The sequence below is a fragment of the Streptomyces sp. NPDC054834 genome (assembly GCF_053611185.1).
Window position 1 is genome coordinate 377,841 of the sequence record NZ_JBSGZV010000001.1, and the last position, 24,288, is coordinate 402,128.

23 protein-coding genes and 1 riboswitch are annotated in these 24,288 nt (G+C 71.4%); of the genes, 12 read left to right on the forward strand and 11 right to left on the reverse strand.

The window, feature by feature from the left end; all coding sequences use genetic code 11:
• Positions 1-393 precede the first annotated feature (393 nt).
• Together ACWGJM_RS01730 and thrC are read right to left on the reverse strand one after the other, a co-directional pair.
• Entirely contained in the window at positions 394-669 is a 276-nt protein-coding gene (locus tag ACWGJM_RS01730) for a ubiquitin-like small modifier protein 1 (protein WP_453409667.1), read from the reverse strand.
• A gap of 110 nt (positions 670-779) precedes the next feature.
• Positions 780-2,063 (reverse strand): threonine synthase, encoded by a 1,284-nt coding sequence (gene thrC, locus ACWGJM_RS01735; RefSeq protein ID WP_453409668.1) that lies wholly within the window; start codon positions 2,061-2,063, stop codon positions 780-782.
• Between the two features lie 18 nt (positions 2,064-2,081).
• Positions 2,082-2,237, reverse strand: a riboswitch (SAM riboswitch).
• 131 nt (positions 2,238-2,368) lie between these two features.
• On the opposite strand from thrC, the gene ACWGJM_RS01740 reads away from it, so the two are divergent.
• A complete protein-coding gene (locus ACWGJM_RS01740) occupies positions 2,369-3,340 on the forward strand; it encodes a glucosyl-3-phosphoglycerate synthase (protein WP_453409669.1) in 972 nt (323 codons plus the stop codon).
• A 105-nt stretch (positions 3,341-3,445) separates the two neighbouring features.
• Complete coding sequence (locus tag ACWGJM_RS01745; RefSeq protein ID WP_453409670.1) at positions 3,446-4,882, forward strand: alpha,alpha-trehalose-phosphate synthase (UDP-forming); 1,437 nt, start codon at positions 3,446-3,448, stop codon at positions 4,880-4,882.
• 154 nt (positions 4,883-5,036) lie between these two features.
• Here the strand turns inward: ACWGJM_RS01745 and otsB are convergent, their stop codons facing one another.
• The 3 genes from otsB to ACWGJM_RS01760 all read right to left on the reverse strand — a co-directional run bounded on the left by otsB (position 5,037) and on the right by ACWGJM_RS01760 (position 7,728).
• On the reverse strand, positions 5,037-5,912 hold the full coding sequence (gene otsB / locus ACWGJM_RS01750; RefSeq protein ID WP_453409671.1) for a trehalose-phosphatase: 876 nt from the start codon (positions 5,910-5,912) through the stop codon (positions 5,037-5,039).
• A gap of 279 nt (positions 5,913-6,191) precedes the next feature.
• On the reverse strand, positions 6,192-6,425 hold the full coding sequence (locus tag ACWGJM_RS01755; RefSeq protein ID WP_453409672.1) for a DUF3263 domain-containing protein: 234 nt from the start codon (positions 6,423-6,425) through the stop codon (positions 6,192-6,194).
• Between the two features lie 34 nt (positions 6,426-6,459).
• Positions 6,460-7,728: an ABC transporter substrate-binding protein gene (locus tag ACWGJM_RS01760; protein WP_453409673.1), complete on the reverse strand. Its 1,269-nt coding sequence runs from the start codon at positions 7,726-7,728 to the stop codon at positions 6,460-6,462.
• A 110-nt stretch (positions 7,729-7,838) separates the two neighbouring features.
• On the opposite strand from ACWGJM_RS01760, the gene ACWGJM_RS01765 reads away from it, so the two are divergent.
• From ACWGJM_RS01765 to ACWGJM_RS01775, 3 genes are all read left to right on the forward strand, one after another.
• Complete coding sequence (locus ACWGJM_RS01765) at positions 7,839-8,789, forward strand: ROK family protein (protein ID WP_453409674.1); 951 nt, start codon at positions 7,839-7,841, stop codon at positions 8,787-8,789.
• Positions 8,789-9,931: an N-acetylglucosamine-6-phosphate deacetylase gene (nagA, locus tag ACWGJM_RS01770; protein WP_453409675.1), complete on the forward strand. Its 1,143-nt coding sequence runs from the start codon at positions 8,789-8,791 to the stop codon at positions 9,929-9,931. Before ACWGJM_RS01765 ends, nagA begins: the two co-directional genes overlap by 1 nt.
• A 122-nt stretch (positions 9,932-10,053) precedes the next feature.
• Complete coding sequence (locus tag ACWGJM_RS01775) at positions 10,054-10,983, forward strand: 1-phosphofructokinase family hexose kinase (protein ID WP_453409676.1); 930 nt, start codon at positions 10,054-10,056, stop codon at positions 10,981-10,983.
• Between the two features lie 17 nt (positions 10,984-11,000).
• Here the strand turns inward: ACWGJM_RS01775 and ACWGJM_RS01780 are convergent, their stop codons facing one another.
• Both ACWGJM_RS01780 and cdgB read right to left on the reverse strand, forming a co-directional pair.
• Positions 11,001-11,951, reverse strand: a complete 951-nt coding sequence (locus ACWGJM_RS01780) for a CBM35 domain-containing protein (protein WP_453409677.1) — start codon at positions 11,949-11,951, stop codon at positions 11,001-11,003.
• A 118-nt stretch (positions 11,952-12,069) separates the two neighbouring features.
• Positions 12,070-13,722: a diguanylate cyclase CdgB gene (gene cdgB, locus ACWGJM_RS01785; protein WP_453409678.1), complete on the reverse strand. Its 1,653-nt coding sequence runs from the start codon at positions 13,720-13,722 to the stop codon at positions 12,070-12,072.
• Between the two features lie 410 nt (positions 13,723-14,132).
• Between cdgB and ACWGJM_RS01790 the strand changes: the two genes are divergently transcribed.
• The gene (locus ACWGJM_RS01790; protein ID WP_453409679.1) at positions 14,133-14,717 is read left to right on the forward strand and encodes a flavin reductase family protein; all 585 of its coding nucleotides are present in this window, start codon (positions 14,133-14,135) and stop codon (positions 14,715-14,717) included.
• Positions 14,718-15,037: 320 nt separating this feature from the next.
• On the opposite strand, the gene arfB is transcribed toward ACWGJM_RS01790, so the two are convergent.
• On the reverse strand, positions 15,038-15,475 hold the full coding sequence (gene arfB, locus ACWGJM_RS01795) for an alternative ribosome rescue aminoacyl-tRNA hydrolase ArfB (RefSeq protein WP_453409680.1): 438 nt from the start codon (positions 15,473-15,475) through the stop codon (positions 15,038-15,040).
• A 163-nt stretch (positions 15,476-15,638) separates the two neighbouring features.
• On the opposite strand from arfB, the gene ACWGJM_RS01800 reads away from it, so the two are divergent.
• Positions 15,639-16,214, forward strand: a complete 576-nt coding sequence (locus ACWGJM_RS01800) for a TerD family protein (RefSeq protein WP_453409681.1) — start codon at positions 15,639-15,641, stop codon at positions 16,212-16,214.
• An 88-nt stretch (positions 16,215-16,302) separates the two neighbouring features.
• A complete protein-coding gene (locus ACWGJM_RS01805) occupies positions 16,303-17,277 on the forward strand; it encodes a GNAT family N-acetyltransferase (RefSeq protein WP_453409682.1) in 975 nt (324 codons plus the stop codon).
• 10 nt (positions 17,278-17,287) lie between these two features.
• On the opposite strand, the gene ACWGJM_RS01810 is transcribed toward ACWGJM_RS01805, so the two are convergent.
• Entirely contained in the window at positions 17,288-18,694 is a 1,407-nt protein-coding gene (locus ACWGJM_RS01810) for a M1 family metallopeptidase (RefSeq protein WP_453409683.1), read from the reverse strand.
• Positions 18,695-18,769: 75 nt separating this feature from the next.
• Between ACWGJM_RS01810 and ACWGJM_RS01815 the strand changes: the two genes are divergently transcribed.
• Entirely contained in the window at positions 18,770-19,270 is a 501-nt protein-coding gene (locus tag ACWGJM_RS01815) for a hypothetical protein (RefSeq protein ID WP_453409835.1), read from the forward strand.
• Between the two features lie 3 nt (positions 19,271-19,273).
• On the opposite strand, the gene ACWGJM_RS01820 is transcribed toward ACWGJM_RS01815, so the two are convergent.
• Complete coding sequence (locus ACWGJM_RS01820) at positions 19,274-19,951, reverse strand: pentapeptide repeat-containing protein (RefSeq protein WP_453409684.1); 678 nt, start codon at positions 19,949-19,951, stop codon at positions 19,274-19,276.
• A 139-nt stretch (positions 19,952-20,090) separates the two neighbouring features.
• Between ACWGJM_RS01820 and ACWGJM_RS01825 the strand changes: the two genes are divergently transcribed.
• The 3 genes from ACWGJM_RS01825 to ACWGJM_RS01835 are packed head-to-tail and all read left to right on the forward strand — an operon-like array spanning position 20,091 to position 23,803.
• Complete coding sequence (locus ACWGJM_RS01825) at positions 20,091-21,251, forward strand: NAD(P)-binding protein (RefSeq protein WP_453409685.1); 1,161 nt, start codon at positions 20,091-20,093, stop codon at positions 21,249-21,251.
• An 18-nt stretch (positions 21,252-21,269) separates the two neighbouring features.
• On the forward strand, positions 21,270-22,250 hold the full coding sequence (locus tag ACWGJM_RS01830; protein WP_453409686.1) for a zinc-binding dehydrogenase: 981 nt from the start codon (positions 21,270-21,272) through the stop codon (positions 22,248-22,250).
• A 17-nt stretch (positions 22,251-22,267) separates the two neighbouring features.
• Positions 22,268-23,803: an MFS transporter gene (locus ACWGJM_RS01835; protein ID WP_453409836.1), complete on the forward strand. Its 1,536-nt coding sequence runs from the start codon at positions 22,268-22,270 to the stop codon at positions 23,801-23,803.
• Here the strand turns inward: ACWGJM_RS01835 and ACWGJM_RS01840 are convergent.
• Entirely contained in the window at positions 23,792-24,280 is a 489-nt protein-coding gene (locus tag ACWGJM_RS01840) for an N-acetyltransferase family protein (RefSeq protein ID WP_453409687.1), read from the reverse strand. The two genes, ACWGJM_RS01835 and ACWGJM_RS01840, sit on opposite strands and share 12 nt — an antisense overlap.
• Positions 24,281-24,288: the final 8 nt, after the last annotated feature.

Below are 24,288 nucleotides of genomic sequence, written 5' to 3' on the forward strand. Positions count from 1 at the left end.
CCCAAGGATTGGGGGCGTGCGCCGGAACGCGTCGACCGCGGCTGAATGTATCTGTCCAACTGCCGTCTGCAACAGGTCAATCGGACGAGAAATCTGGACGGGTGCGGTCGGGAATCTGCCAAAAATTCGGCTGAATTCAGGGCAAGTCGGACCCCATAAAAGGCTCATAAGGCTCAAAAGGCACGCACAGTTTGGCTACTTCTTGTCGGGTGTGCGGTGCGAATCCGGGGTTCTCGACCCGGGGTTCTGGAGCGCGTTCCCCAACTGTACCGCGCTCAATCACACTGAATTGCCCCCTCCGCTTCTCTCACGGAGGGGGCAATTCGATGAACACTCGGTAACCGGTGTTACCGACGGTAATGATCTGTCATTCTGTCAGCCGCGCCGACCGCGTCAGCCGCCGGCGACGGCCGGAATGATGGAGACGCCCGCGCCGTCCGGGGTCGCCGTTTCCAGACCCTGCTCAAAACGCACGTCGTCGTCGTTGACGTACACATTGACGAAGCGGCGCAGCTTGCCCTGGTCGTCCAGGACGCGGGCGGCGATACCGGTGTGGTTCTTCTCCAGGTCGGAGATGACGTCGGCGAGGGTCGCACCCTCGGCCTTGACCTCGGCCTGGCCGCCCGTGTAGGTGCGCAGGATGGTCGGGATGCGGACGGTGACGCTCATGCGGTGTGACCTCCGGTCGGGTAAGCGGGGCTGGGCGCGCGGGGCTGTTCTGAGACGCGGCTGCCGCCGCGAGGGCGCGGCCGGCCCTCGCCGGCCCGCAGTCAGAACGTCTACGCGAGGCCGGCCTGTCGGAACGAATCGAGGTTAGGACGGATCGTGGCGGTCAGGCCGGTGCCTGCCACCGCGTCCAGGGTCTTGAGGCCGTCGCCCGTGTTGAGGACGACGGTCGTCTTGGTCGGGTCGAGGACGCCGCCCTTGATCAGCTTCTGCGTGACGCCCACCGTCACGCCGCCCGCGGTCTCCGCGAAGATGCCCTCCGTGCGGGCCAGCAGCTTGATGGCGTCCACCACCTGCTCGTCCGTCACGTCCTCCACCGCGCCGCCCGTGCGGCGCGCGATGTCGAGGACGTACGGCCCGTCCGCCGGGTTGCCGATGGCGAGGGACTTGGCGATGGTGTTCGGCTTCTGCGGGCGTACGACGTCGTGACCGGCCTTGTACGCGGTGGACACCGGCGAGCAGCCCTCGGCCTGGGCGCCGAAGATCTTGTACGGCTTGTCCTCGACGAGACCGAGCTTGATCAGCTCCTGGAGACCCTTGTCGATCTTGGTGAGCTGGGAGCCGGAGGCGATCGGCACGACGATCTGGTCCGGCAGCCGCCAGCCGAGCTGCTCGCAGATCTCGTACGCCAGGGTCTTGGACCCCTCCGCGTAGTACGGCCGCAGGTTGACGTTGACGAAGCCCCAGCCCTCGCCCGCCGGATCGCCGATCAGCTCGGAGCAGAAGCGGTTCACGTCGTCGTAGTTGCCCTCGATGCCGACGAGCTCGCCGCCGTAGACCGCGGCCATGACGACCTTGCCCTGCTCCAGGTCGTGCGGGATGAACACGCAGGAACGGAAGCCGGCGCGGGCCGCCGCGGCGCCCACCGCGCCGGCCAGGTTGCCGGTGGAGGAGCAGGAGAGGGTGGTGAAACCGAAGGCGCGCGCCGCCTCCAGCGCCTGGGCGACCACGCGGTCCTTGAAGGAGTGCGTCGGGTTGCCGGAGTCGTCCTTGACATAGAGACCGCCGGTCACGCCCAGCTCACGGGCGAGGTTGTCGGCCTTGACGAGCGCGGTCCAGCCGGGGTTGATGTTCGGCTTCTCCGCCACGTCGGCCGGGACCGGCAGCAGCGGGGCGTAGCGCCAGATGTTCGCGGGGCCCGCCTCGATACGCCTGCGGAGCTCCTCGGTGTCGTAGGACGAGAAGTCGTAGGCGATCTCGAGCGGGCCGAAACACTCCTCGCAGGCGAAGACCGGTCCGAGCGGCACCCGGTGGCCGCACTCGCGACAGCTCAGAGCCGCGGCGGGGCCAAGGTCTACGGTGGAGTCAGTGGTGCTTGCAACAGTCTGCACAGCCATGTGAGGCGAGGCCCTTTCTCCTCATCTTCCTCACGACGCATCTCGCCGTGAGACGGATTTGGCACCTTCCCTAGCCGGGAGCCTCGCGGAACGATCAACACTGATCTACGAGAACCGACTGGAGGGTTGCCGGGGCTTCATCGGGCCGTGTCCCTCTGCCCCTCTGGATGAGCGGTATGCGGTTGTGAACGACAGTGACCTCGGACATGCGATGGTCATCCGCGTTGTTCAAGACTGTAACCGAAGGCCGGGACAGTTGAGATAGTCGTCCGAACCGCGAGACAAACTGTGAGGAGCCGCCCACCGTGCTGGAAGAAGTCGAGCGCTGGCTGAGCACCCGCTCCTGGTCCGTGACCGATCGTCCGCTCCACCAGATCCTGGCTGCCAAGCAGCGCACGGGCCAGTCGGTCAGTGTCGTACTGCCCGCGCTCAACGAGGAGGAGACGGTCGGCGACATCGTCGCGATCATCCGCCACGACCTGATGCAGCAGGTCCCGCTCGTCGACGAGATCGTCGTCGTCGACTCGGGGTCCACCGACCGCACCTCCGAGGTGGCAGCCGCCGCGGGCGCCCGGGTCGTCCACCGCGACGCCGTCCTGCCGCGGATCCCGGCCGTGCCCGGCAAGGGCGAGGTCCTGTGGCGCTCGCTGCTGGTCACGGGCGGGGACATCGTCTGTTTCATCGACGCCGACCTGAGGGAGTTCTCCTCGGACTTCGTCTCGGGGATCGTCGGTCCGCTGCTGACCGACCCGGGCGTGGACCTGGTCAAGGGCATGTACGACCGTCCGCTCGGCACTGAGTTGAATTCGCTCGCCTCCGGCAGGGCCGCGGGCCAGGGCGGCCGGGTCACCGAGCTGATGGCGCGCCCGCTGCTGAACATGCACTGGCCGCAGCTGGCCGGCTTCGTGCAGCCGCTCGGCGGTGAGTACGCGGCCCGCCGCTCGCTGCTGGAGCAGCTGCCCTTCCCGGTCGGGTACGGGGTGGAGCTGGGCATGCTGGTCGACGCGCTGCATCTGGTGGGCCTGGACGCCCTCGCCCAGGTGGACGTGGGGGTACGCAAGCACCGCCACCAGGACGGGCAGGCGCTGGGCCGGATGGCGGCCGCCATCTACCGCACCGCCCAGCTCCGGCTGGCCCGCGGGCATCTGATCCGGCCCTCCCTCACCCAGTTCGAGCGGGGCGAGGACGGCTTCGAGCCGCGCACGTTCTCCGTGGACACGGAGGAGCGGCCGCCGATGGTGGAGATCGCGGAGTACGCCGAGCGGCGGGTGGCCTGACTCCGGCCGTATCCCGTCCGTATCCCGTCCGTATCTCGCCCCTGTCACCCCGCAAGGGAGGGAACGTACGTTTGAGCGTTTCCGGGCCGGGCTAGGTTGAGACCCATGGCTTCCACGCACGGTGCTGAGGTGCTGGTCGCGTCCAACCGCGGCCCGGTTTCGTACGAGCTACGCGAGGACGGCTCGCTGCACGCCAAACGGGGTGGTGGCGGGCTGGTCTCCGGGCTGTCGGCCATCGGGCCGAACGCGAACGCGATGTGGGTGTGCGCCGCGCTGAGCGACGCCGACCGGGAGGCCGTGCGCCGCTCCCACGGCGGCCGGCGGCTGTCCGTGGACGCGACCGGCGGGCAGCACGTGCGGATGCTCGACATCGACGCGACGGTCTTCTCCGACGCCTACAACGGCATCGCGAACTCGGTGCTGTGGTTCGTCCACCACATGCTGTACCAGACGCCACTGGAGCCGGTCTTCGACGCGGAGTTCCGGCGGCAGTGGGCGTCGTACGAGGCCTACAACCGGGCGTTCGCGGAAGCCCTGGCCGAGGAGGCGGCGCAGGGCGCGGCGGTGGTCGTCCAGGACTACCACCTGGCCCTGGCCCCCCGGATGCTCCGGCAGCTCCGCCCCGACCTGCGCATCGGCCACTTCTCGCACACCCCCTGGGCCCCGCCGGACTACTTCCGCCTCCTGCCCGACGACATCGCGGCCGAGCTGCTCGGCGGGATCCTGGGCGCGGACCGGGCGGCATTCCTCACCCAGCGCTGGGCGGACGCGTTCACCGCCTGCTGTCACTCGGTCCTCGGCCCCGGCATTCCCTCCGGTACGCGCATCGGGGTGCACGGTCTCGGCGCGGACGCGGACTTCCTGCGCGAGCGGGCGCACCGGCCGGACGTGGCCGAGCGGATGGCGGCGCTGCGGACGGAGATCGGTTCGGCTCCGGGCGGAGGGGCGCGGAAGGCGATCGTCCGGGTCGACCGCACCGAGCTGTCCAAGAACATCGTGCGCGGGCTGCTGGCCTACCGGCAGCTCCTCGAGGACCACCCGGAGTGGCGTGAGCGGGTGGTGCACGTGGCCTTCGCCTACCCCTCGCGGCAGGACCTCGCGGTGTACCGCGACTACACGGCCGAGGTGCAGCGGGTGGCGGAGGAGATCAACTCCGCGTACGGCACGCCGGGCTGGACCCCGGTCGTCCTCCACGTCAAGGACGACTTCGCCCGTTCCCTGGCCGCGTACCGGCTGGCCGACGTGGCCCTGGTCAACCCCATCCGGGACGGCATGAACCTGGTCGCCAAGGAGATCCCGGTCGTCTCCGACGCGGGCTGCGTGCTGGTGCTGTCGCGGGAGGCGGGCGCGTACGAGGAACTGGGCGAGGACGCGCTCACCGTGAACCCGTACGACATCACGGGCACGGCCCAGGCCCTCCACCAGGCGCTCACCCTGCCGGACGGCGAACGCGCGGAACGCACCAAGCGGCTCGCCGCCGCGGCCACGGCGCTGCCGCCGGCCCAGTGGTTCCTGGACCAGCTGCACGCACTGGAGGCGTGACGGGCGCCTGCGGCGCCTTGGCCGACGGATGGGCGGCGGTCGCCACTGCCGACCGCGCCGCCTCGTCAAGGACGTGGTCGGCGACGTAGAGCACGACGTCGCCGCGGTCGCTCATGAGAAGCAGGCGCGACCGCCACCCCTCCGTCGCCCTCGCTCAGTCCAGCGCCGCCGCGAGCCCCCGCAGCAGTGCAACTACTCCCTCCGGGCCGTCCACCACCAGGTCCGCGCGTTCGGCGAGTTCTGTCACCTCCGTGCTGCCGCTGCACACCAGGAGGCCGGGGACGCCGTCGGAACGGAGTTTGTCGACGGCGGCGAAGGCGGGAAGGTCGCCGAGGTCGTCGCCGGCATACATGACGGACTCGGCACCGGCCTCACGGACGTACTCCAGGAGGGCGACGCCCTTGTCCATGCCGGGCGGGCGGAGTTCGAGGACCATGCGGCCGGGCTCGACGATCAGGCCGTGGCGGGCGGCGAGGTCGGTGAGGGGTTCGCGCAGGGCCTCGAAGGCGGCCTGCGGGTCGTCGGCGCGGCGGGTGTGCACGGCGACGGCCCGGCCCTTCTCCTCGATCCAGGTGCCGCGCCAGGCGCCGATGCGGTCGAGGAAGCCCGGCAGTTCGGCGCGGACGGCGGTCACGCCGGGGTGCGGGGCGGGGGCGTTGACGGTGCCGGTGACGGCGTCCCAGCGTTCAGCGCCGTAGTGGCCGAGGACGACGAGGTGCTCCAGGCCGGGTACGCCCGCGAAGCCGCCGTACCGCACCGCGACGCCGGCCGGGCGGCCGGTGACCACGGCGATGGCGGCCACCTTCGGGGCGAGGGCGGCGAGCGCGGGGACGGCCTCCGGGTGGGCGCGGGCCTGGTCGGGGTCCGCGACGATCGGGGCCAGCGTCCCGTCGAAGTCGAGGCCGATCACCGCGGAGCGGGGCCGGCCGAGCAGCGCGCGCAGCCCGTCCCGCCCCGCTTGGGTGACGGGGGTCGGCAGTGAGCCCATGGGGTTGTCCGGGTCCGTGGAGTCCGTCATGTCGATGCCCATAGACCGACCCTATCCACGCAGCCCCAGATGCACTCCTGGAGCGCTACGCACGCCGGCCCCGTCGGGGTCCGGGGCGGAGCCCCGCAGGGGTGCAGGGGACGCAGTCCCCGCCCCGGGGTCCGGGGCGGAGCCCCGGGGGCGCAACCTCTCAGTTGGCCGTCATGGGTGGGTGGGTGGGAAACGCCGGGGTCCAGGGGCGCAGCCCATGGCGGGGTCTGGGGCGGAGCCCCAGGGCAGGGTCACTGGTTGCCGAGCTCCCGGCCAAGCCCCGCGCAGCGGCTACCGTTCCGTCCGGCGGGACTCCCGTACGCGGCGCAGGCGGTTGATCGTTATCGGGTCGTGGGCCAGGGCCCGTTCGTCGTCGAGGAGGGCGTTGAGGAGCTGGTAGTAGCGGACGGGGGCGAGGCCCAGTTCCTCGCGTATCGCCCGTTCCTTGGCGCCGGGGCCCGCGAAGCCCCGGCGTTCCAGCGCGAGGATGCCCTGTTCGCGTCGGCCCAGCTGGTCCCGTTCCATGTCCCGAACGGTAACGCGGGGCACCGACATCGCCTCAGTTCACGGCGCTGCTGTCCGCGGAGGTGGCCGTCGCCTGGAGGCGGCTGAGGATCGCGACCGGGCTGCCGTCGGGGGCGACCGCCTGGCCGATGTCCTTCTTGATGCCGGCGGCGACCGCCGCCCAGGAGGTCTTGCCGACGGGGTAGAGCTCGGAGGTGGGGAGTTCCGTGAGGAAGGGCCGCAGGGCCTTGTCCCGGGACGACTCGGCCATCACGTTCGACGCGGAGGTGGTGACGGGCAGCAGCCCGTAGCGGCGGGAGAAGTCGAGGACGTTCTTCTCGCCGTAGACGAAGTCGAGGAAGTCGCCCACCTGCTCGGCGTGGCCGTTCTGCTTGAAGGCCATCATCCAGTCGGCGACGCCCATGGACGCCTTGGTCTGCGACGTCCGCCCCGGCATCGGCACCGTGCCGAACTTCACGCCCTTCTTCTCGGCCTGCTGGATCAGCGTCGGGTGGCCGTCGATCATGCCGACCTGCCCGTCGGCGAAGGCGGCGAACGCGTCGGCCCGGTTGAGCTTGGCCGGGGCGACCGGACCGGTCAGGCCCTTGCCGACGAGGTCGTCCTTGAGCCAGGTGAGGGTGTCGACGTTCTGTGTGGAGGCGAGGGAGTAGCCGCCGATGTCGTCGGTGTAGCCGCCGCCCCCGCTGAGCAGCCACTGCATGGTCTCGGCCTGCGCCTCCTCGGGGCCGAGGGGCAGCGCGTAGGGGTACTTCACGCCCATCGCCTTGAGCTTCCCGGCGTCGGACGCGAGGTCGCTCCAGGTGGTGGGCGGGGTGAGGCCGGCCTTGCTGAAGAGGGTCTTGTTGTAGAAGAGCACGCGCGTGGACGCGGCGAAGGGGATGCCGTACTGCGTGTGCTTCCACTGGCCGGCGTCGGCGAGCTGGGAGACGAAGTCGGCCTGGACGGGGATGGAGAGCAGGTCGGAGACGTCGTACAACTTGCCCGCGGCGGCGTAGTCGGCGTAGGCGCCGATCTGCGCGAGGTCGGGCGCCTTGCCGGCGGCGACCATCTCCTTGACCTTGCGGTCGACGTCGTTCCAGGAGTACACGGTGACGTCGATCTTCACGCCGGAGTGCTTGGCCTCGTACTCCTTGGCCAGTTCGTCCCAGTACTTCTTGGAGCTGCTGGCCGCCGAGTCGCCGTAGTCGGCGGCGACAAGTCTCAGGGTGACGTCGGACGATCCGGTGCTCCCGCAGCCACCGAGGACCGCGGTCATGCCCAGCGCGGCGACCGCCGCGATCGTTCCTGCCGTACGACGACCCACTGCTCTTGCCCCAAACCCTGCTGTCTCGTCATTCAATATGTGGACCCCATAAGGTCTACACCACGCGAGTGGACTAGACCTCTTGCGGGTCCGCGGGCCACACTGTCCCCGTGAGACATGTCATCGCCCTCGACGTCGGCGGTACCGGGATGAAGGCCGCCCTGATCGGGCCGGACGGCGAGCTGCTGCACCAGGACCGCCGCGCCACGGGCCGCGAGCGCGGGCCCGACGCGGTGGTCGAGGCCATCCTCGGCTTCGCCGCCGACCTGCGCGCCCGCGGCGAGGAGCGCTACGGCGAACCGGCCGCCGCGGCCGGCCTCGCCGTACCCGGAATCGTCGACGAGGTCCGCGGTACCGCCGTCTACGCGGCCAACCTCGGCTGGCGCGACGTGCCCCTGCGCGATCTGCTCGCCGACCGGCTCGGCGTCCCGGTCGCCCTCGGCCACGACGTGCGCACCGGCGGCCTCGCCGAGGGCCGCACCGGCGCGGGCAAGGGCACCGACCGGTTCCTGTTCGTGGCGCTGGGCACCGGGATCGCCGGCGCCATCGGCCTCGACGGCCGGGTGGAGTCGGGCGCGCACGGCTTCGCGGGCGAGATCGGCCACATCATCGTACGGCCCGGCGGCATCCCCTGCCCGTGCGGGCAGCACGGCTGCCTGGAGCGGTACGCGTCCGCCGCCGCGGTCAGCGAGGCCTGGTCGGCGGCCTCCGGCAACCCGGAAGCGGACGCCGCCGACTGCGCGAAGGCCGTCGTGTCCGGTGACCCGAACGCCGTCCGGGTCTGGCAGGAGGCCGTGGACGCGCTGGCCGACGGCCTGGTCACCGCGCTCACCCTGCTGGACCCGCGCACGCTGATCATCGGTGGCGGGCTCGCCGAGGCCGGGGAAACCTTGTTCACACCGCTCAGGGAGGCCGTCCGGCGGCGCGTCACCTTCCAGAAACTGCCGTCCGTCGTCCCCGCGGCCCTGGGGGACACCGCCGGGTGCCTGGGCGCGGGGCTGCTCGCCCGGGATCTCCTCGAATCCACTGACCCCTCGGTCCCCTCGGAGGTAACCGCCTGATGCCCCCCACCAAGGTTCTCGCCGGCGCTTCTGTGGTGCTGCCCACCGGAACCGTGCCGGACGGGCGTGTGATCGTCGAGGGTACGACGATCACGGCCGGCGCACGCCCGGACGCGGAGGTCATCGACGTCAGCGGCCACTGGCTGGTCCCCGGCTTCGTCGACCTGCACAACCACGGCGGCGGCGGAGCCTCGTTCTCCGGATCGGTGGACGACGCGCTGAAAGCCGTCCGCACCCACCGCCGGCACGGCACGACCACCCTCGTCGCCTCCACCGTCACCGGCGAGATGGACTTCCTGGCCCGGCAGGCGGGTCTCCTGAGCGAGCTGGCCGAGCAGGGCGACATCGCCGGCATCCACTTCGAGGGCCCGTTCATCTCGCCGTGCCGCAAGGGCGCGCACTCCGCTCAGCTACTGCGCGACCCGGACCCGGCGGAGGTGCGCAAGCTCGTCGACGCGGCGCGCGGGCAGGCGAAGATGGTCACCCTGGCCACCGAACTGCCGGGCGGCATCGACTCCGTACGGCTGCTGGCCGAGCACGGCGTGATCGCGGCGGTCGGGCACACGGACGCGACGTACGAGCAGACGGTCGAGGCGATCGACGCGGGCGCCACGGTCGCCACCCATCTCTTCAACGCGATGCCCGTCCTCGGCCACCGCTCCCCCGGCCCGATCGCCGCCCTGCTTCAGGACGAGCGGGTAACGGTCGAGCTGATCAACGACGGCACGCATCTGCACCCGGCCGCCCTGGAACTGGCGTTCCGTCACGCGGGTGCCGCCCGGGTGGCGTTCATCACGGACGCGATGGACGCGGCCGGCGTCGGCGACGGCCGCTACATGCTGGGCCCGCTGGAGGTCGAGGTCCGCGAGGGCGTGGCCCGGCTGGTGGAGGGCGGCTCCATCGCGGGCTCGACGCTGACCCTGGACCGTGCCTTCAAGCGGGCGGTGACGATCGACCGGCTGCCGGTGCAGGACGTGGTGGCCGCGCTGTCCGCCAACCCGGCCCGGCTGCTGGGCATCGACGACCGCGCCGGCTCCCTGGAACCCGGCAGGTACGCCGACCTGGTGCTGCTGGACGAGGAGTTCGACCTCAAGGGCGTGATGCGCCGGGGTGAATGGGTGGTCGATCCCCAACTGGGCTGATCCGTCCCCGAGTCGGGAGGCGGTGGCCGGTTCCGCGGGCTGGGCCGGTCGCCGTCTCTTTGGCATGATCTGGCTTCCGGAAACGGAAGACACGTGTCACGCCCGAGGGGAGGCCGGCCCGAGTGATCCTCACGGTCACACTGAACACCGCTCTCGACATCACCTATCGCGTACGGTCCCTGCGGCCGCACGCCTCCCACCGCGTCCAGGAGGTCGTCGAACGGCCGGGCGGCAAAGGCGTGAACGTGGCACGGGTGCTCGCGGCCCTCGGGCACGAGGTGACGGCCACCGGATTCGCGGGCGGCGACACGGGGCGGGCCGTGCGGGACCGGCTGGCCGGCACACCGGGTGTGCGGGACGCGCTGGTGCCGGTCTGCGGGGCGACCCGGCGCACCGTCGCCGTCGTCGACGAGCTGACCGGCGACACCACCCAGCTGAATGAGCCCGGCCCGCAGATCACCCCGGCCGAGTGGGCCGCCTTCCAGGAGACGTACGGGCGGCTGCTGGCCTCGGCGTCGGCGGTCGCCCTGTGCGGCAGCCTCCCGCCGGGGGTGCCGGTGGGCGCGTACGCCGGGCTGATACGCACCGCCCGAGCCGTCGGCGTCCCCGTCCTGCTGGACACCGACGGGGAGCCGCTGCGGCGCGGGGTGGCGGCCCGCCCCGACCTCGTCAAGCCGAACGCCGACGAACTGGCCGAACTCACCGGCTCCCACGAGCCGCTGCGCGCCACCCAGGACGCCCGGCGGCGCGGCGCCCACGCGGTCGTCGCCTCCCTGGGCGCCGACGGCCTGCTCGCCCACACCCCGGACGGCCGCTGGCGCGCCACCCCACCCGCCCGCGTACACGGCAACCCGACCGGCGCGGGCGACTCGGCGGTCGCAGGCCTGCTGTCCGGCCTGGTCGAGGGCCTGCCCTGGCCGGACCGGCTGACCCGCGCGGTCGCCCTGTCGGCGGCGACCGTGGTGGCACCGGTGGCGGGCGAGTTCGACCGGGCGGCTTACGAGGAGCTGGTGGGGCGGGTGGCGGTGACGGGGCTGGTCAGCGCGGCCTGACAGAGGCCGGGGACGTCCTAGTCCTTCCACCCGGACTTCAGCCAGAGCTGGTCGAAGTTGACGTCGCAGTTGTTGCCCTGCTCGCAGGAGATCTTGACGGTGTTGGCACCCTTGTTGAGGATGATGTTTCCCCAGGTGTTGGTCCAGCCCTTTTCGTAGTCGCCCTCCGCCGCCTTGGCGAAGTTCCCCAGGTTGAGAGGGCGGTCCTGGGCCTTGCCATTGATCGTGATGGTGGCGTTGGCGTCCTTGCCGGGCACGCCATAGGTGACGTACAGCGTGTACTTGCCCGCCTTGGGGATATCGCTCACGTTCCAGGTGATGGACGAGCCGACCTGGTTGAAGTTCGTGACGTAGAAGCCGCCGCCGGCCTTCGCGCCCTTGACGTCCGAGGCCGTGGTGGCTCCGCCGTCCAGCCGCAGGGCCTTGGCGTCGGTCGTGGGCAGGTCTGCCGAGCTGGCCGCCGAACCGCTACTGGACGGGCTGGGCTTGGCGCTCTGCGACTGGGGCGGGGCGGTGGATGCCTGGCTGCCGGCCTTCTTGTCGTCGTCCGAGTTGCCGTTCATCATGGCCACGCTGATGCCGATGACGACCGCGGCGACCACCGCGACCGCGCCGATCAGCAGGCCCTTGGTGTTCGGGCCGCGCCCCCGGCCGTTACCGCCCCCGCCGCCGGGCATCGGCTGCTGGGTGGTCGGCGCGCTGCCCGGGAGGGTCTCCGGGGCCTGGTAGTGGGCGTTCGGCTGGCCGTAGGCGCCCTGCTGCTGCGGGGCGGTGGGCTGGCCGCCGTACGTGGCCTGCTGGCCGTACTGGCGCTCGCCGACCGCACGCGTCCTGCTCCTGCTGACCGAGTTCGGGTAGCCGTAACCGCTGGACGGCGGCTGGGCGCCCCTCGCCTGCCCGTCGGCGTACAGATAGCCGAACGGGTCGTCGTCCTCGGGCGTGCTCGGGCCGTTTTCGCCGGGGCTCATCCCTAGGCTCTCCTCAACAGGTGCGGGTGGATGCGGTACATGGTGAGGATGGCGAGCCTACCCGCTCCGTGTGGCCCAAACGGGTGACTCCGGTCGCATCGACCCGCTGACCTGGGGGTCACCCGGCCCGTCGGTGCTGTTTGGGACGAGATCGTTTCTCGACGTACATGCGTTCGTCAGCGGATTTCAACACTTCGTCCGCCGTCATTCCACAGTGTGCCCATCCGATGCCGAAGCTGGCACCCACGCGCACGGCCCGGCCCTCGGCCCGGATCGGCTGGATGATCTCGTTGCGCAGCCGTACGGCCAGGTCCTGGGCGTCGGCCTCGCCGAGTCCGTCGGCGAGGATCACGAACTCGTCGCCGCCGAGCCGGGCCACCGTGTCGCCGTCCCGCACGCCCCTGCTGAGGCGGCGGGCGACCTCGATGAGGACGGCGTCGCCCGCGTTGTGCCCGAACCGGTCGTTGATCGACTTGAAGCCGTCGAGGTCGCAGAAGAGGACCGCGAGGCCCTTGGTGCCGTCGTCCCGCTCGCCTTCGGGGGCGACGGTGTGCTCATGGTGGTCGTAGCCTTCGAACGCCTCCGTGCCCTGCGCGAAGTCGAAGCCGTGGCCGATCGCGTCGAAGGCGGGGTGGCCGTAGGCCGCGTCCAGCGACTCCAGCGCGCCGGGGTGGGTGGACCGCTGACAGAGGCGGGCCGACAGGCGGGAGCGCAGCTCGGCGGAGTTCGGCAGGCCGGTCAGGGAGTCGTGGGAGGCGCGGTGGGCGAGCTGGAGCTCGCGGCGCTTGCGCTCCTCGATGTCCTCGACGTGGGTGAGCAGGAAGCGGGGCCCGTCGGCGGCGTCCGCGACGACGCTGTTGCGCAGGGACACCCAGACGTACGTGCCGTCGCGCCGGCCGAGACGCAGCTCGGCACGGCCGCCCTCGGCGGAGGTCCTGAGCAGGGTGCCTATGTCCTCGGGATGGACGAGGTCGGAGAAGGAGTAGCGGCGCATCGCGGAGGCGGGGCGGCCCAGCAGGCGGCACAGGGCGTCGTTGGTGCGCAGGATCCGGCCGTGCTGGTCGCCGCCCATCTCGGCGATGGCCATGCCGGAGGGGGCGTACTCGAAGGCCTGCCGGAAGCTTTCCTCACTGGCGCGCAGGGCCTGCTGCTCGCGCTCCAGGCGAACCAGGGCGCGCTGCATATTGGCACGTAGACGCGCGTTGCTGATGGCGATGGCGGCCTGGAACGCGTACATCTGGAGCGCCTCGCGCCCCCACGCGCCGGGCCGGCGGCCGTTGCGCGGCCGGTCCACGGAGATCACGCCGAGTAGCTCACCGCAGGAGCCGCCCGGCCCGCCGGGCGTGTACATGGGCGCGAAGAGCCGGTCGGAGGGGTGCCACTCGTCCTCGAAGCGCGGGGCGGGGCCGTCCGTGAACCACTGGGGGACGTCGTCGTCGTCCAGCACCCAGCCCTCGGTGTGCGGTATGAAGCGCAGGTCGCCCCAGGCCTCGCCCATGGCCAGGCGGCGGTCCCAGGAGGCGCGGGAGCCGGCACGGCCGGTGATGAGGGCCTCGGCGGCGGAGTTGCCGGAGAAGGCGGCGACCACGAGATCGCCGTCGGGTCGTACGAGGTTCACGCACGCCATCTCGTACCCGAGAGCGCTCACGGCGCCGTCCGCGACGGTCTGCAGTGTGTCCGCCAGGCTGCGTGCCGTGTTCATGTCGGCCATGACCTGGTGCAGCTGTCGCAGGGACGCAAGGCGGACGTACGGCTCCGACTCGGTCTCCATGCTCGCCCTCCCCCCGAGACCTCGCAGCGAATCAAGGGTTGTCTTCGGCGGTCGTCTTCGGCGCTTCTTTTCGGTGATGCCCTTGCGGGTGCTCTTGCAGGTTCCCCGCCACTGAATCACAGCGCGCTGCCCACTCGGTACACAGGGTCAACAATTCCTGCCCCTTGTGACTCAAGTCACAGAAGAACATGAACAATTGAGTGGAGTTTCTGCGTCTTCCCCGTGCGTTTACCGAACGCAAGCTTTGCGGGTGTGTGGACATGATGCACGAAGAGTCCACCTCGGGAGTCCGCCGCAGATCGGTGCCCAGGTCATGCCCAGTTCGGCGCGGGTCCTAGGACCTTCTCCCGTGGCCCGGTCGGCCGGGGGCCCGATGCGATACGCCCGGAGCGGGGATTAGCGTTTCCGGCGTGCCGAACACTCGCCCTGTCCCCTCCCCGCCCCTCGCCCCCACCGCCTCCGGGCATGCTGAGGGGGTGAGCAACGACGAGTTCCTGGCCGCGATGTCCCGGCTGGCCGCGGGCGTGGTCCTGGTGACCGCGCAGGAACCGCCGCTCGACCCGGACGACCCCGGGGCGCCGCCCGGCGAGGACGTCGGCATGACCGCCACCGCCTTCATGTCGGTCTCCCTCGACCCAGCGCTGGTCCTGGTCAGCCTGCGGGAGGGCTCCCGCATGGACGACCTGCTCGCCGAGCAGCCGCTGTGGGCCGTGTCCGTCCTCGCCGACAACCAGCGCCCGATCGCCGGCCGCTTCGCCATGAAGGGCCGCATCAGCGACCGCCTCCTCTTCGCGGACCTCCCCGTCACCCGCGGGGAGGTCACCGGCGCACCCCTGGTCGACGGCGCCCTGGCGACCCTGGAGTGCCGCACCGAGCAGCGGGTGACGGCCGGCGACCACACGCTGGTGATCGGCCGCGTTCTGACCGCCCGGGTGCCCGGTACGGCGGGCGGGCCGCTGCTGTATTTCCGGGGCCGGTACAGGCACTTGGCATAATCGCTGTGCGGGGCGGCCGACGGCTGCGGCAATTCCGTCGCCGCATTGCGAACTGCGCGCCCGGAGTGCGGAGATGACGCCCCGTCCGGAAGAAGTCGCGCCGCGGAATTCCGAGGCCGCCACCGGTATTCGCGTTCGCGCCGACCAGGAACACGCGGTGTCCCTCCGGCCGGTTTCAGCGCCCCGCCGCCCCTACCCATTTCCGACCCCAGGGGCTCCGCCCCTTCGACCCCGCCAGGGGGCTCCGCCCCCTGGACCCCCATCGGCCTGAACGGCCTCGTCCTCAAACGCCGGACGGGCTGACAAGAGCGGGCCGCGCCTCAGCCCCAGCCCCGCCCCGACCTGCCCCGCTTGGTATCCGACCGCTGCTTCTTCTCACGGAGCCGGCGCTCGTTGATGCCGCGGGGGATGCGGGTCGGCTTGCGGGGCTTCGGTGGGGGTGCGGTGGCCTCGGCGAGGAGCGCCGCGAGGCGTACCGCGGCGGTCTCGCGGTTGCGCCACTGGGAGCGGTGCTCGGAGGCGCGGACGGTGACGACACCGTCGACCAGCCGCCCGCTCAGCCGGGCCAGCGCCCGCTCCTTCCACACCTGTGGAAACGCCTCGGTACTCGCCAGGTCGAAGCGCAGCTCCACCTGCGAGTCACTGGTGTTCACGTGCTGCCCGCCTGGTCCCGAGGACCGCGAGAAACGCCACATGAGCTCGGCCTCGGGCAGCGAGACGGAGCCGCGGACGACATAGGGACCGGACATGCCATCCATGGTCCCGTCTCCACCCGTCCGCGTCACCCGGATTTCGCATTGGTAAAAAAGGTAAAGCCATCCGGAACCATAGGGACCCCCCTTGGCGTTGTCCGGGGTGACGGTAGCTTCGTCCTCAGTGCGAAGCCCGTACTGACGCAACGAGGGAAGGGACTCCCAAACCATGGCTGTAAGCCTGTCCAAGGGCGGCAACGTCTCGCTCAGCAAGGAAGCTCCGGGCCTGACCGCCGTCACCGTGGGCCTCGGCTGGGACGTCCGCACCACCACCGGCACGGACTTCGACCTGGACGCCTCCGCGATCGCGGTCAACACGCAGGGCAAGGTCTACTCGGACGCCCACTTCGTGTTCTTCAACAACAAGCAGACCCCGGACAACACCATCGTCCACACCGGCGACAACCGCACCGGCGAGGGGGCCGGCGACGACGAGGCGATCAACGTCAACCTCGCCGGGCTCCCGGCCGACATCGACAAGATCGTCTTCCCGGTCTCCATCTACGACGCCGAGAACCGCGGCCAGAACTTCGGCCAGGTCCGCAACGCCTACATCCGCATCATCAACCAGGCCGGCGGCGCCGAGATCGCCCGCTACGACCTCTCCGAGGACGCCGCCACCGAGACGGCGATGGTCTTCGGCGAGCTCTACCGCAACGGCGCCGAGTGGAAGTTCCGCGCCGTCGGCCAGGGCTACGCCTCGGGCCTGGTGGGCATCGCGCAGGACTTCGGCGTCAACGTCTGAGCAGCAGCACCCGCTCCTTGACGGAGCCCCCGGTCACGGCTGCCCGGCGACCGGGGGCTCCGCCGTACCCCGCGATAGGTTGCCCGTCGTGATCCTGGAGCCCCTTCCCCCCGGACAGGACATCCCCGCGCCCGTCCTCACCGAACTCACCGCCCTCTACGTCTCCAACCGTGAGTTCTTCGCGCTCAGCGGTGACTTCCCGGACCCGGACGACATCCGGCCGGAGCAGGTGGCGGCCGCGCTGGCGGAGGATCTGGCCCACCCGGACGCGCAGGTGCTGCTGGCCCGCAGCCAGGGGCGGCTGGTCGGGGTCGCCGCCACGCTCGCCCGCCACCCGGACCCGGCCGACCCCGACCCGTGGATCGGGCTGCTGATGGTGGACGCGGGCGAGCACGGCCGGGGATTCGGACGGTGGATGGCACAGCGGATCGAGGACCACTTCCGGACGGCCGGCCGGGACGCCCTGCGGCTCGCCGTCCTCGACAACAACCCCAAGGGCCTCGCCTTCTGGACGGCCCTCGGCTACGAGCGCATCGCTCAGCGGCCGGACCGCGCGCTCGGCCGCCCCTGCGCGGTACTGCGCAAGGCGCTGCGCACCCCGCGCCGCGCGGCCCGCATCGCCGTGCTCGACCCGGAGGGCTCGGTCTTCCTCTTCCGGTACGACAACCACGAGGTGGGCATCCACTGGGCCCTCCCCGGCGGCGGCCTCGAAGCGGATGAGACCCCACGCGAGGGCGCCCTGCGGGAACTGCGCGAGGAGACCGGCTGGAGCGACCTGGAACCGGGGCCATTGCTGTGCACCTGGGAGCACGACTTCACCCTCCCCCACTCTCGGCTCCGCTCGAGCGGGGGGACCCCCACCGACATCGCCGTCCGCCAGCACGAGCACATCTACGTCACCCGCGGCCCACACCGGGAGCCGACCGGCGCCCAGCCGGCCGTCGCGCACGCCGAGGACGGGATCCTGGCCTGGCGCTGGTGGAGCAGACGGGAACTCGCCGAGGAGGCGGAGCCGGTGTGGCCGCCCGGCCTGGCCCGGATGCTGGACGAGTGGGAAGCCTGAGCCGTATCCGTCATGGATGCGCCGGTTTGCCCTTCCCGTACAGCCAGTCGGACCAGATCTCGTCGAAGTCCTCGTCCGGGGCCTGCTTCTCGACATAGGCCGTGAAGTCGGCGGTGTCCGCGCCCGCGTGCCGGTGGGTGGCGGCCCAGCCCTGGATGATGTCGTAGAAGGTGTCGTCGCCGACCTTCTGGCGGATCTTGTGCAGGACCATCGCGCCGCGCTGGTAGACGGGCGGGTCGGAGATGTGCGCGGCACTGCTCGGTTTCGCCGGCGGGAAGGCCCAGATCGCGTCGGGGTCGGTGACGTCGTCGGAGGTGCCGTCGTAGAGCTTGGTGAAGGTCCGCTGCGCCGAGTCGCCGCCGTGGTCCTCCCGCCACAGCCACTCCGCGTACGTCGCGAAGGCCTCGTTGAGCCACATGTCCCGCCAGCTCTCGGGGGTGACGGAGTCGCCGTACCACTGGTGGGCGAGTTCGTGGACGAGGGTCTCGGTGTCCGGGGCGCCGGGGAAGAACGGGCGGGTCTGGGTCTCCAGGGCGTAGCCCGCGTCCTCGGGGCGGTCGACGATCGCACCGGTCGTGGAGAAGGGGTACGGGCCGAAGTTGTACTCCTCCCACTCCATGATCTCGGGGATCTTCGCCAGTACCGGCCGGCTCGCCTTCGCCTGCTCGGGGTCGACGGCCACGTACACAGGCAGGCTGTTCTCAAGGGTCGTGCGCTTGATCGTGTAGTGGCCGATCGCGACCGTGGCCAGGTAGCTCGCCATCGGTTCGGCCGCGTGCCAGGCGAAGGTCGTGCGGCCGCCGGTGGTGGTCTCGTGCGCCAGCTGCCCGTTGGACACGGCCTGTAGGCCCTTGGGGACGGTGACCGTGATGTCGTACGACGCCTTGTCGGAGGGGTGGTGGTTGCCGGGGAACCAGGCCATGGAACCGGCGGGTTCGCCGAGGGCGAACGCTCCGTCTGCGGTGCGCAGCCAGCCCTCCTTCGAGCCGTCGCGGTCGGTGATCGTCTCCGGGGTGCCGGAGTAGCGCACGGTGACCCCGAACGTCTCCCCCTTGTCCAGGTCGTCGTGCGGGCGGACGGTCAGCTCCTGGCCGGCCCGGTTGAAGCGGGCGTCCCGGCCCTCGACGCTGACCTTCTCCACGTCCAGGCCCTTGAGGTCGAGGTCGAAGGCGGACAGGGCCTCGGTGGCGCGGGCGGTGATCACCGCGGTTCCGGTGAGGTGGTGGCGGGCGGGGTCGTAGGAGAGGGTCAGGCCGTAGTGCGTGACGTCATAGCCGCCGTTGCCCGCCTTCGGGAAGTACGGGTCGTGCAGTCCGGAGCCGCCGGGGACGCCGTCCACGCCGCCGTCGCACGCGGTGAGCGGGAGAGCGAGCGCGAGGAACGCGGCCACCGGAACAAGACGCGCGGACCTGGACATGCCAGCAATCCTATGGGGATGGGCCGGGTCGGCGGGCGTGCGGTGATCTTCCGCGGGCGTGACACCATCACGTACGTGCTCGACATCGGCTACGCCCTCTCCACCCGCTTCCCCGACCCGCCGCAGACCGACTACCGGCGCGCGGACGTCCACGCCCTCCGTCACGACCTGTTCTCCGGTGACGTCTACCTCGCCGACACCAAGACGGACCGCGAGCTGTCCACAGCCTGGGGATGGGTGCCGGTGCTCGACTTCGCCTGGGCCCTGTGCGACATCGTCGAGCACCTGGACCGGGACCCGGCGGGCTCCCGCGCCTCCCGCCCCCAGCGGGCGGAACTGGACTTCACCGAGTCCACCGACCGCATGCTGTTCGAGCGCCGCTTCGGCTGGGTGGACATCGCCGCCGACTGGATGCCGGCGGAGGAAGCTCCCCTCTCCTTCTCCCACGCCGAACTCCGCCGTGAGGCCCGCGACTTCCTGCACGACCTGATCGCCGATCTGACCGATCTCCATGACGACCTGGCGGACAACCCGGCGATCTGGACGCTTCAGGCCCGCTTTCCCAGGGTGCCGTAGGTCTCACTCCACCCGGATCCCCAGCTCCCCCGCCAGCACCGGCGCCAGATCCACCAGTTGCCCGGGGCTGATCACCGCGCCCGCCAGCCGCCCCACCCCGCGCGCGATCTCCAGCGAAGCGGCCCCGCGCAGGTCCACGTCCGTGAGGGTCGCCCCGTTGAAGTCGACGCCCTTGAGGGCGCAGTCGACGAACTCCACCCGCTCCAGGCGGGCTTCGCCGAAGTCGGGCTCGACGAGGACGCAGCCCTCGAAGACGACGTCTCTGAGCCTGGCCTTGCGGAGGTTGAGGTAGTCGATCTTGCCGCCGCGGATCAGGACGCGCTCCAGGACGGCGCCGTGCAACTGCGTGCCGCCGAGGCGTGCCTCGTGGAGTTCGACGTCACGCAGCGTGGACTCGGCCAGGTCGGTGCCGACGCCCCGTATCCCGGACAGGACCGTGTCCAGGAGCCGGGCGTGACGCAACCGCGTCTCGTCGACGGCGCACCCCGTCAGCGCGCAGTCCATGAAACGCGCGCCCGCGCCGTCCTGCCCCGCGAAGTCCGCCTCGCGGAACTCCACCCCGTCGTAGTCCCCGTCCGGCTCCAACCCGGCGCCGTCCCAGGGCTCCAGCGGCGGCAGCCGCAGCTCCGGCCGCCGTGCCGCCTTCGTCCCACCGGCCCCGCCGGTCGCCTTCCTCGCCATGCCCCCCATGGTGCACCCCGCCACTGACAATCCGTCCGACCTGCGAAAACGCCGCCCATGTCACAATCCGGCGCCCTGGTCAGTCGTATCCGTGGAAGGCAGCGCATCAGCAGCAGACCACGTACGGAGGACTCGTCCCATGCACCGCATCACCGTCATCGGCGGCGGCTTCGCCGGACTCACCGCCGCCATCACCGCCGCCGAGGCAGGCGCCAAGGTCACCGTGTACGAAGCCCACCACACCCTCGGTGGCAGGGCCCGCACCGCCGACGCCCCCTACCGGACCAACGAGGGCCCGCACGCCCTCTACAACGGCGGCCCCCACTGGACCTGGCTCGAACAGCGCGACCTCATCGGTGCCCTCGCCCCTCTCCCGCCCCTGGAAGCCGCCCGGTTCAGGCTCCGCCACCACGGCGCCCTCCGCCGCACCCCGCCGTTCGCCATGCTCAAGCTGCTGCGCCGTACCGCCCGGCAGGCCCCCGTCGACGCCGACTTCCTGAGCTGGGCGACGGACCTCGCGGGCGAGGAGGCCGCCCGCGCCGCCGCCAACTACTCCGCCGTCGCCCTCTTCCACCACGACCCCGGCGCCCTGTCCGCCGCCTTCGTGCAGGAACGTCTGCGCCGGGCCACCAAGTTGCCGCCCGAGGCGCACTACCCGCGCGGCGGCTGGGCGAGCCTCATCGACCGGATGGCCTGCCGGGCCTGGAACCTCGGCGTACGGATCGAGACGCTCTCCCGCGTCGACACCCTCCCCGGCGACACGCCCGTCGTCGTCGCCACCTCCCTCCCCGCCGCCCGCCGCCTCCTCCAGGACGACTCGCTGACCTGGCCCAGCGGCCGTACGGTCCTGATCGACCTCGCCCTGCGCAACCGGCGCGGCGACGCCTTCGCCGTGTCCGACCTCGACGCGCCCGGCTGGCTCGAACGGTTCACCGCCCAGGACCACACCCTCGCCCCCGCCGGCGAGCAGCTCGTCCAGGGACAGATCCCCATCCGCCCCGGCCAGTCCCGGGCCGACGGCACCGCCCGCGCCGAACAACTCCTCGACCTCGCCTTCGACGGCTGGCGGGACCGGGTCACCTGGCGTCGGGAGGCCGTGGCGGACGGCCGTACCGGAGCCGTCGACCTGCCCGGCAGCAGCTGGCGCGACCGGCCCGCCGTCGACCGCGGTGACGGCGTCTACCTCGCGGGCGACCAGGTCGCCGCCCCCGGCGTCCTGTCCGAGGTGTCCTTCAACAGCGCGCTCACCGCCGTCTCCCTCGCCCTCGGCCGTACCGCCCTTGACCTCAAGCAGGCTTGAGGTTGAAGGGTGAAGCCCATGTTCGCCATACGTCTGCACGCCTTCGGTCCGGCCGGGAACCTCACCCACGAAGAAGTCGACGACCCCGTTCCGGGCCCCGGCCAGGTCCGTATCGCCGTCGCCGCCGCCGGGGTGCACCTGCTCGACACGGCCCTCCGCGAGGGCGTCCGCGGCCCCCTGCCCGAACCGCCCGCCCTGCCCACCGTCCCCGGCCGCGAAGTGGCCGGAGTCGTCGACGCCCTCGGCGCCGGAACCGACCCGCACTGGCTGGGCAGACGCGTGGTCGCCCACCTCGGCTTCGCTCCCGGGGGCTACGCCGAACTCGCCGTCACCGACGCCCGACGGCTCCACGACATCCCGGCCGGACTGGACTTCGCCCAGGCCGTCACCATGATCGGCACCGGGCGCACGGCGATGGGGATCCTCCAGTTCACCGAGCTCGGCCCGGACTCCGTCGCCGTGATCCCCGCCGCCGCCGGCGGCATCGGCACCCTGCTCACCCAGCACGCCGTACACAGCGGCGCCACCGTGATCGCACTCGCGGGCGGACCGGAGAAGGCGGCGCGGGTCAAGACGTACGGCGCCCACCTCGCCGTCGACTACACCGACCCGGCCTGGCCCGCGAAGGTCCGCGCCCACCTGGGCGGACGGCACGCCACCGTCGTCTTCGACGGCGTCGGCGGCGACATCGCCCGCGAAGCCGTCGCCCTGCTCGGCCCCGGCGGGCGGCACCTCGTCTTCGGCTGGTCCGCCGAAGGCATCCGCGACGGACGCGGACTCTTCGTCGAGGGCGTCTCCGAGCAGGTCCTCGGCCCGGCGATGCTGGGCCGGGCCGGCGGCCCCGACCCCCTCCGCACCCTCGAACTGCGTGCCCTCACCGAGGCCGCCGAGGGCCGCCTCGAGCCCGCGGTGACCCGCTTCCCCCTCGTCGAGGCGGCAGCGGCGCACCGGGCCCTGGAAACCCGCAGAACGACCGGAAAGGTGGTACTGGAGCCATGAACGAGCGCCCGACCTCCATGGATGCGACAGATCCCGATACGTGGTCTTCTGGGCAGGTGAGTGTCACCCCAACGGAGCAAGCCGCGCCGGACACCGACACCCGCCGCTGGTGGGGCCTGGTGATCATCGCACTGGCACAGCTGATGGTGGTCCTGGACGCCACCATCGTGAACATCGCCCTCCCCTCCGCACAGCACGACCTCGGCATGTCCGACGGCAACCGTCAATGGGTCATCACCGCCTACACCCTGGCCTTCGGCGGTCTGCTGCTGCTCGGCGGCCGGATCGCCGACCTCGTCGGCCGCAAACGCACCTTCGTCATCGGGCTCGTCGGCTTCGCCGCCGCCTCCGCACTCGGCGGCGCCGCCACCACCTCCGCCATGCTCTTCGGCGCCCGCGCCCTCCAGGGCGCCTTCGCCGCCGTACTCGCCCCCTCCGCGCTCAGCCTGCTCACCACCACCTTCACCGACCCCAAGGAACGCGGAAAGGCCTTCGGTATCTACGGCGCCCTCGCCGGCAGCGGCTCCGCCATCGGCTTCATCGTCGGCGGCCTGCTCACCGAATACCTCAACTGGCGCTGGTGCCTGTACGTCAACGTCCCCATCGCCGTCATCGCCGTCATCGGCGCCCTCGCGCTCCTGCACGACCGGCCCGGCCACACCGGCGCCCGCCTCGACGTACCCGGCGCCCTGCTCGGCTGCGGCGGACTCGTCGCCGTCGTCTACGGATTCAGTGAAGCCGAACCCCGCGGCTGGACCGACCCGCTCGTCCTCGCCCTCTTCGCCGGCGGCCTCCTCCTGCTCACCGTCTTCGTGTGGTGGCAGACCCGGGCCCCGATGCCCCTGCTCCCCCTGCACATCGTCAAGGACCGCAACCGCGCCGGCTGCTTCCTCACCATGGCCCTCGCCACCATCGGCATGTTCGGCCTGTTCCTGTTCATGACCTACTACCTCCAGGTCATCCTCGGCTACTCACCCGTCAGGACAGGCCTGGGCTTCCTCCCCCTGACCGCCGCCATCATCATCGGCTCGACCCAGATATCCGCCCGGCTCCTCCAGCGCGTGGCACCCCGCGCCCTCATGGTCCCCGGCATGGTCCTCGCCTCCGGCGGCATGCTCGTCCTCACCCGCATGACGGTCCACTCCGACTACGCCACCGAGATCCTCCCCGCCCTCCTCCTCATGGGCCTCGGCATGGGCCTGACCTTCATGCCCGTCTTCGCCACCGCCACCGCGGGCGTCGCCCCGCAGGACTCCGGCGTCACCTCCGCCACCGTCAACACCTCCCAGCAGGTCGGCGGCTCCATAGGCACGGCCCTGCTCAACACCGTCGCCACCACCAGCAGCACCGCCTACATCACCGCCCACCTGCACAGCCCCGTCCAGAAGGCCACCGTGATCCCCGCCGGCATCGTCCACGGCTACACCACCGCCATCTGGTGGGCCGCCGGCATCATGCTCCTCGCCGGCCTCGTCGCGGGCCTGATGGTGACCGCCAAGGCCCCGGGGCGCGGCGCCCCGACGACCAGCCCCGTACCCGAGTCAGTGACCTGACGGCACTCCGCCCAGCGCCGCCAACGCCCCTTCCGTCAACCGGTACACGGTCCACTCGTCCTGCGGACGCGCACCCAGCGACTCGTAGAACCCGATCGCGGGCCGGTTCCAGTCCAGCACCGACCACTCCAGCCGCTCGTAACCCCGCTCCACACAGACACGGGCCAACTCCGTGAGCAGCGCCCTGCCGTGGCCACCGCCCCGGGCCTCCGGCCGGACATACAGGTCCTCCAGGTAGATGCCGTGCACGCCCCGCCACGTCGAGAAGTTGAGGAACCACAACGCGAACCCGACCGTCTCGCCGGTCGAGTCGTCCACGGCCACGTGCGCGAAGGCCGCGGGCGTCGCCCCGAACAGCGCCTCCCGCAGCTGCTCGGAGCTCGCCTTCGCCTCGTGCGGGGTCTTCTCGTACTCGGCCAGCTCACGGACCAGGGCGTGGATGACGGGGACATCGGCGGGGGTCGCGGTACGAATCATGGGGCGAG